Source organism: Xanthomonas sp. GW (genome assembly GCF_014236815.1).
GTDB lineage: Bacteria > Pseudomonadota > Gammaproteobacteria > Xanthomonadales > Xanthomonadaceae > Xanthomonas_A.
Genome location: NZ_CP051189.1, coordinates 4,798,819 through 4,811,785 on the forward strand (window position 1 = coordinate 4,798,819; position 12,967 = coordinate 4,811,785).

Annotated in this window: 11 protein-coding genes; 4 read left to right on the forward strand and 7 right to left on the reverse strand. The window is 69.8% G+C overall.

The window, feature by feature from the left end; genetic code table 11:
• Nucleotides 1–164: 164 nt before the first annotated feature.
• Both HEP73_RS20770 and HEP73_RS20775 read right to left on the reverse strand, forming a co-directional pair.
• On the reverse strand, nt 165–911 hold the full coding sequence (locus HEP73_RS20770; RefSeq protein WP_185821385.1) for an anti-sigma factor family protein: 747 nt from the start codon (nt 909–911) through the stop codon (nt 165–167).
• Nucleotides 908–1,420 (reverse strand): RNA polymerase sigma factor, encoded by a 513-nt coding sequence (locus HEP73_RS20775; RefSeq protein ID WP_185814354.1) that lies wholly within the window; start codon nt 1,418–1,420, stop codon nt 908–910. The genes HEP73_RS20770 and HEP73_RS20775 overlap by 4 nt, the downstream gene beginning before the upstream one ends.
• Nucleotides 1,421–1,672: 252 nt before the next feature.
• Between HEP73_RS20775 and HEP73_RS20780 the strand changes: the two genes are divergently transcribed.
• Complete coding sequence (locus HEP73_RS20780; RefSeq protein WP_185821386.1) at nt 1,673–2,773, forward strand: catalase family peroxidase; 1,101 nt, start codon at nt 1,673–1,675, stop codon at nt 2,771–2,773.
• On the forward strand, nt 2,770–3,357 hold the full coding sequence (locus HEP73_RS20785) for a cytochrome b (RefSeq protein ID WP_185821387.1): 588 nt from the start codon (nt 2,770–2,772) through the stop codon (nt 3,355–3,357). Before HEP73_RS20780 ends, HEP73_RS20785 begins: the two co-directional genes overlap by 4 nt.
• 724 nt (nt 3,358–4,081) lie before the next feature.
• On the opposite strand, the gene HEP73_RS20790 is transcribed toward HEP73_RS20785, so the two are convergent.
• Nucleotides 4,082–4,885 carry a ThuA domain-containing protein gene (locus HEP73_RS20790; RefSeq protein ID WP_185823526.1) on the reverse strand — a complete coding sequence of 268 codons (804 nt, stop codon included), beginning with the start codon at nt 4,883–4,885 and terminating at the stop codon, nt 4,082–4,084.
• A gap of 630 nt (nt 4,886–5,515) precedes the next feature.
• On the opposite strand from HEP73_RS20790, the gene fhuE reads away from it, so the two are divergent.
• A complete protein-coding gene (fhuE, locus tag HEP73_RS20795) occupies nt 5,516–7,666 on the forward strand; it encodes a ferric-rhodotorulic acid/ferric-coprogen receptor FhuE (protein ID WP_185821388.1) in 2,151 nt (716 codons plus the stop codon).
• Between the two features lie 94 nt (nt 7,667–7,760).
• On the opposite strand, the gene HEP73_RS20800 is transcribed toward fhuE, so the two are convergent.
• The 4 genes from HEP73_RS20800 to HEP73_RS20815 form a co-directional block, all read right to left on the reverse strand.
• Nucleotides 7,761–8,363: a response regulator transcription factor gene (locus tag HEP73_RS20800; RefSeq protein ID WP_185821389.1), complete on the reverse strand. Its 603-nt coding sequence runs from the start codon at nt 8,361–8,363 to the stop codon at nt 7,761–7,763.
• Nucleotides 8,364–8,415: 52 nt separating this feature from the next.
• Nucleotides 8,416–9,609 carry a sensor histidine kinase gene (locus HEP73_RS20805; protein ID WP_255423585.1) on the reverse strand — a complete coding sequence of 398 codons (1,194 nt, stop codon included), beginning with the start codon at nt 9,607–9,609 and terminating at the stop codon, nt 8,416–8,418.
• Nucleotides 9,610–9,745: 136 nt separating this feature from the next.
• The gene (locus tag HEP73_RS20810) at nt 9,746–10,573 is read right to left on the reverse strand and encodes an ABC transporter permease (protein WP_255423586.1); all 828 of its coding nucleotides are present in this window, start codon (nt 10,571–10,573) and stop codon (nt 9,746–9,748) included.
• The gene (locus HEP73_RS20815; RefSeq protein ID WP_185821391.1) at nt 10,570–11,472 is read right to left on the reverse strand and encodes an ABC transporter ATP-binding protein; all 903 of its coding nucleotides are present in this window, start codon (nt 11,470–11,472) and stop codon (nt 10,570–10,572) included. Before HEP73_RS20815 ends, HEP73_RS20810 begins: the two co-directional genes overlap by 4 nt.
• 249 nt (nt 11,473–11,721) lie before the next feature.
• Here HEP73_RS20815 and HEP73_RS20820 point away from each other — a divergent pair, with 249 nt between their 5' ends.
• Entirely contained in the window at nt 11,722–12,966 is a 1,245-nt protein-coding gene (locus tag HEP73_RS20820; RefSeq protein ID WP_185821392.1) for an efflux RND transporter periplasmic adaptor subunit, read from the forward strand.
• The last annotated feature ends 1 nt before the right edge of the window (nt 12,967 follow it).

A 12,967-nucleotide genomic window follows, 5' to 3' on the forward strand; every position in this document is an offset into this window, starting at 1 on the left:
GGATGCACTGTAGGAGCGGCTTCAGCCGCTACAGACAAGCAAAATCGCCGGGTTACTGACTTCGTTGGTCGCGGCTGAAGCCGCTCCTACAGGAGCAGGAACTTGCGGCCTGTTCGCTGGGTGCACTGTGGGAGGGACTTCAGTCCCGACGCCTTTCTGCTGGCTCAGCCCTGCCCGCGCAGCAGCGGGGCAATCTGGCGCATGCGGGTCTGCGTGGCCGGGCCGACCAGGGCGAAGGCGGTGTTTCCTTCGGACCAGTACTGAGCCAGCAGGCGGCCGTCGCGGCGCTCGCCGTTGCCGAGGCGGGCGCTGCGCGGACGCAGGTACAGGCCGATGCGCGCGCCGTCGGCGTCCTGGTAGACCAGCATCGCCGCGGCGCCCTCGGGGGTAGACAACAATCGCCCGCCGCGCAGCGCGAAGCCCTGCGCCTGCAGGTCCGGCACCGCGCCGGCGGCGCCGAAATGGGTGCGCAGCCAGCCCTGCAAGGCCACCCGTCGCGCCGGGTCGAATTCCAGCGGCTGCTCGCCGTCGGCGAACAGGCGGTACGCGGCCACCGCGTCGGCCATCGGCAGGCGCTCGCCGCCGAGGCGGCTGTCGCGCAACTGCCAGCCAAGCGTGATGCCCAGGCCCAGCGTCAGCACGCAGCTGGCCGCCATGGCGGCCAGCGTGCGGCGCCGCTGGCGCGTGCGGCGCCGCAGGGCCGGCATGGTCAATGCGGGATTGGCCGGCAACGTCTCGGCACCGGCCCATGCCGCGCGCAGCGCGTCGGCGTCCTGCTTCCAGCCGGCCACGCGTGCGGCGTGCTCAGGATTGGCCTGCAGCCATGCGGCGACCTGTGCGCGCCGCGCAGGGTCCAGGCGGCCATCGACATAGGCGTGCAGGGTTTCGTCGTCGGGGCGCAACACGGTCATTTGAGCACTCGCAAGGCAGGGTTGCCGCTGCGGCCTTCGCCGAGCTGGCGCAGTTTCTCGCGGGCGCGCGACAGCCGCGACATCACCGTGCCGATCGGCAGGTCCAGCGCGGTGGCGGCGTCGCGGTAGCTGAAGCCCTCGACGCTGACCAGCAACAGCAGCGCGCGCTGTTCGGCCGGCAGTTGCGCGAACGCGGCCAGCATCGCGCGGCCGTCGTGCACCTGCTCGGCGGACGGCGCCTGGGTCGGCTGCTGCGGCGCGAACAGGGCCAGCACCCGCTGCCAGCGCTGCGCGCGCCGGCGCGCGTCGACGAACTGCCGGTACACGATCGCGAACAGCCACGGCTGCAATGCATCGGCGTCGCGGCGCGTGGACCAGCGCCGCAGCGCGCGTTCCAGCGCCGCCTGCACCAGGTCGTCGGCACTGGCTGCATCGCCGCTCAGCGACTGGGCGAAGCGTCGCAATCGAGGCATCAGCGCACGCAGGGAATCGTCGTCGAGTTCGTCCATGGGCAGGGTCGCGTGCAGCGCTCGGGAAGGGGGCAATCACAGGTAGGACGCACGGCGAGGCGGATTATTCCCTGGCCGAGGCGAGTCGCCTGGCTGGGCGGCGACACCCACGCAATTGTGCAGCCTGCCGGGCCGCAGGGAACCGCTGCCGGCGAAAACGCGCCACGCAAATGCCGAACATGCGCGGTGTCGGGAATAGAACGCGGCGCCGGACGTCTCACTCCCAATCGCCACCGCCACAGGAGTCGCCCCATGTCCCGTCCCGCTCCCACCCCGCCGCCGCGCCCGCGGCCCTGGCTACCGCTGGCCGGCATTGCCGCCATCGCTGCCGCGCTCGCCGCCGCCTTCGCCTGGAGCGCGGGCTGGCTGGGCGGGCCGCAACGGCTGACCGCGCAGCGCATGACCGACGCCATCGAGGCCGGCGGCCCGCCGCATCCGGGCTTCCGCCGCGCGCACAGCAAGGGCATGTGCGTGAGCGGCCATTTCGAAGGCAACGGCCAGGCCAGCGCGCTGTCCTCGGCGCGGGTGTTCGCCCAGGCCTCGGTGCCGGTGCTGGGGCGCATGTCGATCGGCGGCGGCGATCCGCACGGCGCCGATGCCACGGCGCGGGTGCGCAGCATGGCGCTGCTGCTGCGCAGCGACGACGGCCAGCAGTGGCGCACGGCGATGAACAGCTTCCCGTTCTTCGTGGTGGCCACGCCGGAAGGCTTCATGGCACAGACCCTGGCCGCGCAGCCGGACCCGGCCACCGGCAAGCCGGACCCGGCGAAGATGGCCGCGTTCGTGCAACGCTATCCGGAAGCGAAGAAATTCCAGCAGTGGGCCAAGACCGCGCCGTGGTCGGACAGTTGGGCCAACACCCAGTACAACGGGGTCAACAGCTTCCGCTTCATCGCCGCCGACGGCAGCAGCCGCTTCGTGCGCTGGTCGATGCGGCCGCAGACCGCGTTCAAGGAATTGTCGGCGGCGCAGCGCGCGCAGGCCGATGCCGACTTCCTCGGCGAGGACCTGCAGGCGCGGCTGGCGCAAGGGCCGCTGCGCTGGGACCTGGTGCTGACCGTGGCTGCGCCCGGCGATCCGGTGAATGATCCGTCGCAGCCGTGGCCGCAGGACCGGCAACAGATCGTCGCCGGCACGCTGGTGCTCGACCACGCCGAGCCGCAGGCCACCGGCCCGTGCCGCGACCTGAACTACGACCCGTTGATCCTGCCGCGCGGCATCGCCGGTTCCGACGACCCGATCCTGGCCGCGCGCTCGGCGGTGTATTCGCACTCGTTCAACCGCCGCGAACGCGAGATCGGCCGCGGCCAGGCGCCGGATGCGACCGGCCAGGCGCATGGGGGTGCGCAATGAGCCGCGCCAACGCCTCCGGGCATTTCAATCTGACCGCGCGCCTGCTGCACTGGCTGATGGCGGCGATGATCCTGACCATGCTGTTCGTCGGCGTGGGCATGGTCGCCTCGGTGTCGCAGCGGCCGTGGCTGCTCGACCTGCACCGCCCGCTGGGCATCGCGATCTTGCTGCTGGCGATCGTGCGCCTGGGCAACCGCCTGCGCCATCGGCCGCCGCCGCTGCCGGCCGACCTGCCGTGGTGGCAGAAGACCGCGGCGCTGGCCTCGCACTGGTTGTTGTATGCGCTGATGCTGGCGATGCCGTTGCTAGGCTGGTCGATGCTATCGGCCGGCGGCTATCCGATCGTGCTGTGGCCGGGCGCGCAGTTGCCGCCGATCGCGCCGCACAGCCCGGCGCTGTATGCCTGGCTGCGCAGCGCGCATGGTTGGCTGGCGTATCTGCTGTTCGCCACGGTGCTGGGGCATCTGTGCGCGGCGCTGTTCCATGCATGGGTGCGCCGCGATGGGGTGTTTTCGAGCATGGCGCGGGGTGGTGCGGCGCCGGTGGTGGTGGTGAACCAGGCAGCGTCGCGAGAACATGGCTGAGGGTTTGCGCTGTGCTGGTTGTGGGCTAGCGGGACGACTTCGGGTGGACCTGGACTATCGGCCGCGATGGCGTGATCGGTAACGCCCGTCGCGACTGAAGTCGCTCCCACAAAAGGCGTGCGGCTTGCTAGCCCGGTGCACTGTAGGAGGGGCTTCAGCCCCGACAGACCGCCTGACGGCGGTTCGGTTCCTGTCGCGGCTGAAGCCGCTCCTACAAAAAGCGGGTGGCGTGCTGGCCCGGTGCTTCTGTAGGAGGGGCTTCAGTCCCGACAGATTGCCTGACGAAGGTTCGGTTCCTGTCGCGGCTGAAGCCGCTCCTACAAAAAGCGGGTGGCGTGCTGGCCCGGTGCTTCTGTAGGAGGGGCTTCAGTCCCGACAGATTGCCTGGCGACGGTTAGGCTCCTGTCGCGGCTGAAGCCGCTCCTACAAAAAAGCGGGTGGCGTGCTGGCCAGGTGCTTCTGTAGGACGGGCTTCAGCCCCGACAGACCGCCTGACGACGGTTCGGTTCCTGTCGCGGCTGAAGCCGCTCCTACAAAAAAGCGGGTGGCGTGCTGGCTAAGTGCTTCTGTAGGAGGGGCTTCAGCCCCGACAGACCGCCTGACGGCGGTTCGGTTCCTGTCGCGGCTGAAGCCGCTCCTACAAAAAGCGGGTGGCGTGCTGGCCAAGTGCTTCTGTAGGAGGGGCTTCGGATTGCCCGGCAGCGATAGTGCGGCGCGGGCGGATTCAGTGCGGGCGCGGCGCGGGCGGGGCCGTCTCGCCGGCGATGCCGTGGCCGGTGGCGGCCCAGTAGATGCCGCCGTACAGGTGTTCTAGGTAGCGCGGATCGTTGTAGGCCTCGGCCTGGTGGCCGAGCGCGGTGACGAACACGCGCGCGCCTTCGAAGCGGTGATACCAGGCCACCGGATGCGGCTTGCCCATGCCCTTGGCGACCTGGCCGGGCCAGATCAGCGTGGGGTCGTAGCTGGTTTCGTCCACCGTCAGCAGCGTGACCAGGTCGTCGCTGTACGGCGGATCGTATTCGTACCACTCGTCCGACCACAGCCAGCGCTGCGGCAGGCCGGCAGTGGCCGGGAAGTTGCGATCGACCACATCCACCATCGCGGTCTGCAGATAAGGATGGGTGCGGAACGCGCGGCCGATCAGACGGTCGTACCAGTCCCACTGCCCGCGCGCGATCGCGAACGCCTTGTGCACCGCGACCACGCCGCCACCGCCGCGCACGAATTTCTGGAAATTGGCGCGCTGCGCCGGATTGAGATCGGTGGCCGGCGTATTGAGCAGCACGATCGCCGCGTATTGCGACAGGTCGCCATCGAAGGCTTCGGCGTTCCACGCCCACACCAGCTCGAAGTAGTGCTGCCGCGCCAGCGCCTCGAACTGCGGTTTGGCCACCGGGATGTAGTCGTGGTGGTACTTGTTGGGAATCGCCGCGACCAGCACCTTGAACTGGCCGTCGGCCGCCATCGCCGCGGCGGCCGGTAGCGACCAGGCCAACAGCAGCGCCCCTGCCAACAGCATTGCGCGCATCCACTTCATCCACGTTCTCCTGTCCGTCGATCGGGCGCATCACTCGGGATTGGCGATGATGGCGGTGGTCGGAATCGCACCGCCGTCGAAGACGCTCCTTTCCGGGCACTCCCTGCTTGGCGCGTCGCTGGATCCGATTTCCGACAGCATAGTCACTGGCGGCAGCGCCACCACGCGGGCACGCACAATTTCATAGGCGCCTGCGCTTCCGGCATACCGATCGCCGCCGGCGCGGCGCGACAGTGGACTTGCGTCGCAGCGCCGGCAGGACGTCCCCACTGGCGGCCACTGCGCCGCGCATCGCCCCCGCCAGAACGACCACAGGACGGCGTGCAATGTGGCAGCGCCGACATGGCCGCGCCGACCCGACACCGTTACACTTGCCACCGTGGGCGCGCCCCGATCGACAGATCACCACGCCCGTTTCCCCGAACTACCCGTCATGCGCCGGCCGCTCTTCCGAGGTAGCCGGCCGCATCGACAGCGCCAGCCAGGTGTCGACGTCCCGCGCACAGGCCTCGCCTGCGCACGGCGCATGTCCCGCTCCAAGCCAGCCTCCAAATCCGACCATCCTGCGGCGCTGCGTGCAGCGCGGTCGATGGCCATGCCTGCTTGCCACGGAGCCTTGCGATGACCCGTTTCCTCCCTCCCCGCCGTTTCCCGCGCCGCTCGTCCCTGGCCATGGCCTGCCTGCTCGCCAGCGTGCCGGCCTTCGCCGCCGACGCGGCCGCCGACACCGCACCCGATTCCGATGTGACCACGCTCGACAAGGTCAGCGTCAAGGGCGAGCGCGCCGAAGGCTACAGCGTGCGCAAGACCACGGCCGGCACCCGCTTCGAACTGGCGCCGCGCGAGATCCCGCAGTCGGTGAGCATCATCAGCCACCAGCGCATCGAGGATCAGGGCCTGGACGACATCATCGACGTGCTGGAGAACACCACCGGCGTGTCCAACACCCGCTCGGACAGCGAGCGCTTCGAGTTCTACGCGCGCGGCTTCTACATCGACAACTACCAGTTCGACGGCATCCCGACCACGATGGTGCAGAACTGGAGCTACGGCGACTCGGCGCTGGACCTTGCGCTGTACGACCGCGTGGAAGTGGTGCGCGGCGCCACCGGGCTGATGACCGGCGCGGGCAATCCGTCGGCCTCGGTCAACCTGATCCGCAAGCACGCCGACAGCGCCGAGCTGGCCGGCAGCGTGCAGGTCACCGCCGGCAGTTGGGGCCGGACCCGCACGACGGTGGACGTCAGCACTCCGCTCAACGCCAGCGGCACGGTGCGCGCGCGGGTGATCGGCAGCTACCTGGATACCGATTCGTACGTGGACCGCTACAGCCAGAACAAGACCCTGGGTTATGCGGTGATCGACGCCGACCTGACCCCGGACACCCAGCTGAGCGTGGGCTACGACTACCAGAAGAAGCAGTCCGACGACGTCACCTGGGGCGGCTTCCCGCTGTGGTATTCCGACGGCAGCCGTACCAATTATTCGCGCTCGTTCAACCCGGCCGCGGACTGGACGTTCTGGGACACCACCACCAAGCGCGCCTTCGCCACGCTGCAGCACGATTTCGCCAGCGGCTGGAAGATCAAGGCCAACGCCACCCACGACCAGACCAACGTCACCGACAAGCTGTTCTACCCGTTCTATACGATCTACGGCTTCGACAAGAACACCGGCGCCGGCGTGGTGCCGTACTCCGGCTACTACGTCACCGAGCGCAAGGTCGATGGCCTGGACGGCTATGCCGAAGGCCCGTTCCAGCTGTTCGGGCGCGAACACGAACTGATGGCCGGAGTCAGCTACAACCGCCGCCGCTACGTCAACGATGGCGCGTTCGATTTCCCGGCGCCGATGGACAGCTATCTGAACTGGACCGGCAACTATCCGGAGCCGACCTGGTCGGCGCTGACCGAATTCAGCCGCGGCACCGTCACCCAGAAGGCAGGCTATGCGGCCGCGCGTTTTTCGCTGGCCGATCCGCTGAAGCTGATCGTCGGCGCGCGCTACACCGACTGGAAGGTGGATGGCGCCGAAAGCGGCGTGGCGTACACCAGCCGGCAGAAGGAAACCACGCCGTATGCCGGCCTGGTCTATACGATCGACGATGTGTGGTCGACCTACGTCAGCTACACCGACATCTTCCAGCCGCAGACCTCGCGCACCCGCACCGGCGCGTACCTGGATCCGGTGATCGGCAAGAGCTACGAGGCCGGGGTCAAGGCGGCGTGGTTCGACGATCGCCTCAACGCATCGCTGTCGGTGTTCCGCATCGAACAGGACAACGTCGCCCAGGCCACCACCGAGTTCGTCCCAGGTACCACCGAGACCGCGTACGTCGCGGCGCAGGGCACGGTCAGCCGCGGCTTCGAGTTCGAGCTGAACGGCGAACTGGCGCCCGGCTGGAACGGCACCTTCGGCGCCTCGCGCTACGTCGCCAAGGATGCGGGCGGTGCGGACATCAACGCGCAGCTGCCGCAGACCACGCTCAAGCTCTACACCAGCTACACCCCGCGCAGCCTCACCGAGCTGACCTTCGGCGGCGGTGTCAACTGGCAGAACCGCATCTACTACGTCGATGCAACCTACGGCCGCTTCGAGCAGGACGCCTATGCGCTGGTCAGCGCGTTCGCGCGCTACCGCCTGTCCGACGAATTCACGGTGCAGGCCAACCTCAACAACCTGCTGGACAAGACGTACTACGCGCAGATCTACGGTTACGGCGCCTGGGGCGAACCGCGTAGCGGCTCGCTGAGCTTCACCTGGTCGTTCTGATCCGTCGTCCCGTCCGGCGCGATGCGCTGAACGGGCCTGGATGCACCCGAATGCCGGTGGCCCATGTCCACCGGCATTCGCGTTTCCGGCAGCGCTACAGCCAGCCCTTCTGCCGCGCCAATCGCGCCGCCTCGATGCGGTTGCCGACGCCGAGCTTGCCGATCGCTTCGGACAGATAGTTGCGCACGGTGCCGTGCGAGAGTCCCAGTTGCGCGGCGATATCGCCGGCCGAGGCGCCCTCGCCGGCCAGGCGCAGCACCTGGCGTTCGCGGTCGTTGAGCGGGTCGGCTTCGGACCAGGCTTCCAGCGCCAGTTCAGGATCGATCGCGCGGCCGCCGCGGTGCACCTGGCGGATCGCGTCGACCAGGCGCTCGGGCGGTGCGTCCTTCAACAGATAACCGCCGACGCCGGCATCCAGCGCGCGGCGCAGGAAGCCGGGACGGGCGAAGGTGGTGACGATGACCACGCGGATCGGCAACTGCTGGCGCTGCACCCGCTGCGCCAGTTCCAGGCCGCTGAGGCCGGGCATCTCGATGTCGGTGACCAGCAGGTCCGGGGTGTGCGCCTGCAGCGCGCGCCACGCGGCCTCGCCGTCGGCGGCGCTGGCGACCACGGCGATATCCGCTTCCAGGCCCAGCAGCGCGCTGAGCGCACCGCGCACCATCGCCTGGTCTTCCGCCAGCACTACTCGAATCACGCTTGCCCCCGGTGCTTGTGGGCGCATTGTAGGGCGCCGGCCGCAGTCACGTTCAGCGCAACGCGGGATCCTGGCAGCCGCGCGGTTCCGGCGCGGTCTCCGCTGCGAGCAGTGCCGCAGGTGGGTTCCGCGGCAACGGCGCCGACGCCAGCAGGCGGGTGCCCTGGCCGCGTTCGGACTCGATCCGCAACGCCCCGCCCACCGCCTCCAACCGTTCGCGCATGCTGGCCAGGCCGGTGCCCGGCTGCATCGCGCTGCCGCGGCCATCGTCGCGGATCTCCAGCCAGGCCTGGTCGCGCTCGCACCACAGCCGCAGCTGCGCATTGCGGGCTTCGGCATGGCGCTGGATGTTGGTGGCGGCCTCGCGCAGCACCATGGCGAACACGGTCTCCAGCTGTGCGCACTGCGGCAGCGCATCGACCTGATAGCGGAAGGTAACCCCGGAGGATTCCAGCAGCAGTTTGGCCGAGGCCATCTCCGCCGCCAGCTGCGCGGCGCGGATGCCGCTGACCGCGCGCCGCACCTGGCCCAGCGCCTCGCGCGCGACCTGGCTGACGTCCTCCATCTCCTGCCGCGCCGCGGCCGGATCGCGCGCCAGCAGGCGCGCGGCCAGGTCCGACTTCAGCGCCACCAGCGATAGCGTGTGGCCGAGCAGGTCGTGCAGATCGCGGCCGATGCGCTCGCGCTCGGCAACCCCGGCCAGGCGCCGCACTTCCTCGTGGCTCAGGCGCAGCTGCGCGTCTGCGCGCGCGCGGCGTTCGAAGCTGATGTTCATCAGCCCCACCGACAGGCCGATCACCACCGCGCTGGTCATGTACAGCGGCGACCAGCCGCGCAGCCACCAGGCCAGCGCGAAGGCGGCCAGCAACAGCAGCATCGCCGCCAGCGCGCGCGCCATCGGAAAGCAGAACGCCAGGAACGCGCAGGCATAGATGATGTAGCACTGCGCGCCCGGGTTGTACGGCAGCAGCACGAAGCCCAGCGTGGCCATGCCGGCCACGCACCAGCGCAGGTAGCGGCGATCGCGGTAGTAGGCGCAGTAGTACAGCGCCAGGAATACGGCGTAGCTGGCCATGGTCGGCCAGAACCAGCTAGTGAAGTACTGCGGCTCGTACAGCGGCGTCACGAACAGCCAGATCGACCAGACCAGCGACAGCCACACGAACCACTGCGTGCTGCGCCGGGCATTGCTCCAGCCCAGGCGCCGGGCGATCAGCGATTCGGGCGAAGCGTCCAAGGCGATCACGGCAGGCTCCAGGGGCGGACGCGTTGCCGCGGTGCATAGCATAGCGAGCGATCGCCGGTGCCGTGCAGCGGTGCCGACGGCGTGGCTGGAATGGGCGATGCCGGCAGCGCCGCGCCGGCGCGACAGAGGCCGGCCATCAGCCGCGGCGCAGGCGCCGATGCGCCAGCGCAAAGAACACCACGGTCACCGCCAGCAGTGCGGCGATGTGGCCGGCGACGCTACTGCCGTTGTCCTGGCCGACCACGCGCAGCGCGAGCTGGCCCAGGTGGTAGGACGGCCACAGCGGCGCCAGCGTGGTCAGCAGCGAGGGCAGCATCTGCAGCGGGATCCACAGGCCGGACAGGAACGCCATCGGCAGGTAGATCAGGTTGACCACCGCCGGCGCGCCGCTGCCGCCGACGCGGGCGCCAATGTACAGCCCGATCGCGCAGAACGGCAGCGTGCCCAGCACATCGACCAGCAGCAGCAAGCCGCGCTGCGGCAACGCCAGGTGTACCCCGCCCAGCACGCTGCCGAGCAGTTGCAACAGCACCCCGATCGCCAGCGCGAACAACATCGCCAGCACCGTGCGCGCCAGCAGCATCGCCGCTGGCGGCACCGGCATCGCACGCTTGAGCGTGAGCAGGCCGCGTTCGCGGTCCAGCGCCAGGCCTACGCCGAAGCCGAACAGTGCCGGCGCCATCACCCCGAACACGCCGTAGCTGGCCATCAGGTACACCGCAGCGGCAGGGTTGCCGCGGTTGAGCACGATGCCGAACAGCAGGTAGAACATCGGCGGGAACAGCAAGGTCGGCAGCGCGAAGGACGGGGTGCGCAGCCAGCGCAGCAGTTCGTAGCGGATTTCGCGCAGAAGCAGCGCGGCGTGGTCGCGTAGTTGCAATTCGGAGGAGTCGTACAACGGCAGGGAGACGTCGCGCGCGAGTTCGGCGGCGGAATCGGTGCGACGCGGGTCCAGAGTATTCATGCGGCCTCCGCACGGGTGATGGCGAGGAACGCGTCGGCCAGGCCGGCACGCCTGACTTCCAATTCGTCCAGCCCCGGATCGGCGGCGAGCAATTGCGCCACCACCGGCTCGGCCGGTTCGGCGACGATCTCCAGCACGCCGTCGCGGCCGTCCACGCGCCGCACCTGCGGCCAGCTCGCCACCTGCGCCGCGTCCAGCGCGCTGCGGCAGCGGATCGTGCGCTGCTCGAAGCGCGCGCGCAGCTCTTCCACGCTGCCCTCGGCGATCAGCGTGCCGCGTTGCAGCACCGCGACCCGGTCGGCCAGCGCCTCGGCCTCTTCCAGATAATGCGTGGTCAGCAGTACCGCGCAGCCGTCCGCGACCAGCTCCTGAATCGCCCGCCATAGGCCCTGCCGCGCCTCGATGTCCAGACCGGTGCTGGGTTCGTCCAGGAACAGCACCTGCGGCCGCCCGCAGATCGCCATCGCGAACTGCACGCGCCGCTGCTGCCCGCCGGACAGGCCGCCGTAGCGGCGCGCCATCAGGCCATCCAACCCGGCCAATGCCACGCAATCGGCGACGCTGCGCGGGCGCCGGTAGTAGCCGCGCGTCTGCTCCAGCAGTTCGCCCACGCGCAGCGTGTCCGGCAACCCGGCGGACTGCAGCATCACCCCGGCCTGGCGCCGCGCGCCGAGCGCACGCGGGTCCTGCCCGCACAGCTGCGCGCTGCCGGCATCGGCCACCTGCAGCCCGAGCAGCAGCGCCACCGCCGTGCTCTTGCCGGCGCCGTTGGCGCCGAGCAGCGCCAGCAACTGGCCGCGCTGCAGCTGCAGGTCCACGCCATCCAGCGCGACCACCGCGCCGTAGCGTTTGTGCACGCCGCGCAGTTGCGCCAGCGGGATGTTGTCGGGAGCGGGCATCGGCATGGACCGGTGGTGGCGGGAGTGGCCATGCTGCGCCGCGCCGTCGGCGCATCCCAGTGCGGCCCGTCAGCCACGGCAGGTGACAGCTGTCACTGGCGATGGCCGCGCGATTGCCGCATGCTGCGCTCCACGCCATGGGGAATGGCGCCGCACTGCCGCAGCGCAACGCAGAAAGTGACTTCCGGCAACTTGGAAGCGCGCGCCTCGCCGATCCACACTGCGCCTACCGATTCATCCAGGGACACGATGAGTACCTCCGCCGAACTGCTCAAAGAACTCCGTATCGACCGCAAGGCAGCGCCGAGCGAGCCGCCGTCGCGCCGCGGGCTGTGGATCGCCGTGGTCCTGGTGCTGCTGCTCGCGCTCGGCGTCGGCGGCTGGCTGCTGTTCGGCCGCGGCAAGGCCATCGAGGTGACCACCGCGCCGGTGGTGGCGATCGCCGCCGGCAGCAGCAGCGCCTCGGTGCTGGATGCCAGCGGCTACGTGGTGGCGCGGCGCATGGCCACGGTCTCGGCGAAGATCACCGGCAAGGTGCGCGAAGTGCTGATCGAGGAAGGCATGCGCGTGGAGCAGGGCCAGGTGATGGCGACGCTGGACCCGATCGACGCCGGCGCGCAGCGGCAGTTATCGGCCTCGCAGCTGGACGCGGCGCGCAGCCAGGTGACCAACATGCAGGCGCAGCTGCGGCAAGCCGAGGCCGATGCGCAGCGGCTGCAGACGCTGTCCACGCAGCAGCTGGTGTCGCGCTCGCAATACGAGCAGGCGCTGTCGCAGCGCGACGCCCTGCGCGCGCAGCTGCAGAGCGCGCAGCGCAACGTGGTGGTGGCCGGCAACCAGCTGTCGATCTCCGACCTCAACGTGGACAACACCATCGTGCGCGCACCGTTCGCCGGCGTGGTCACCGCCAAGGCGGCGCAGCCGGGCGAGATCGTATCGCCGCTGTCGGCCGGCGGCGGTTTCACCCGCACCGGCATCGGCACGGTGGTGGACATGGACTCGCTGGAGATCGAGGTGGAAGTGGGCGAGGCCTTCATCGGCCGGGTCAAGCCGGGCATGCCGGTGGAAGCCGTGCTCAACGCCTACCCGGAGTGGAAGATCCCGGCCGAAGTGATCGCGATCATCCCCTCGGCCGACCGCGGCAAGGCCACGGTGAAGGTGCGCGTGGCGCTGAAGCAGAAGGACCCGCGGATCGTGCCGGAAATGGGCGTGCGCGTGAGCTTCCTGGAAGCGCCGCAGGCGCAGGCGCAAGACAAGCCGCAGGGCGTGCGCGCGCCGGGCGCGGCGATCGTCAAGCGCGGCGGGCAGGACGTGGCGTTCGCACTGAAGGAGGACAACACGGTCGAGCAGCGCGCGCTGAAGACCGGCATCGCGCTGGGCGACGACCGCCAGGTGCTATCGGGCCTGACGGCGGGCGACACGGTGGTGCTGGATCCGCCGGAGACGTTGCGCGACGGGGTCAAGGTGAAGATGGCGGAGGCGACCGAGCAATAAC

What these genes read in the sequence shown, in the direction of transcription:
- HEP73_RS20820 (WP_185821392.1), top strand. Translation starts at nt 11,722, where the DNA reads ATGAGTACCTCCGCCGAACTGCTCAAAGAACTCCGTATCGACCGCAAG.
- fhuE (WP_185821388.1), top strand. Translation starts at nt 5,516, where the DNA reads ATGACCCGTTTCCTCCCTCCCCGCCGTTTCCCGCGCCGCTCGTCCCTG.
- HEP73_RS20780 (WP_185821386.1), top strand. Translation starts at nt 1,673, where the DNA reads ATGTCCCGTCCCGCTCCCACCCCGCCGCCGCGCCCGCGGCCCTGGCTA.
- HEP73_RS20815 (WP_185821391.1), bottom strand. Translation starts at nt 11,472, where the DNA reads ATGCCCGCTCCCGACAACATCCCGCTGGCGCAACTGCGCGGCGTGCAC.
- HEP73_RS20775 (WP_185814354.1), bottom strand. Translation starts at nt 1,420, where the DNA reads ATGGACGAACTCGACGACGATTCCCTGCGTGCGCTGATGCCTCGATTG.
- HEP73_RS20785 (WP_185821387.1), top strand. Translation starts at nt 2,770, where the DNA reads ATGAGCCGCGCCAACGCCTCCGGGCATTTCAATCTGACCGCGCGCCTG.
- HEP73_RS20790 (WP_185823526.1), bottom strand. Translation starts at nt 4,885, where the DNA reads ATGCGCGCAATGCTGTTGGCAGGGGCGCTGCTGTTGGCCTGGTCGCTA.
- HEP73_RS20770 (WP_185821385.1), bottom strand. Translation starts at nt 911, where the DNA reads ATGACCGTGTTGCGCCCCGACGACGAAACCCTGCACGCCTATGTCGAT.
- HEP73_RS20810 (WP_255423586.1), bottom strand. Translation starts at nt 10,573, where the DNA reads ATGAATACTCTGGACCCGCGTCGCACCGATTCCGCCGCCGAACTCGCG.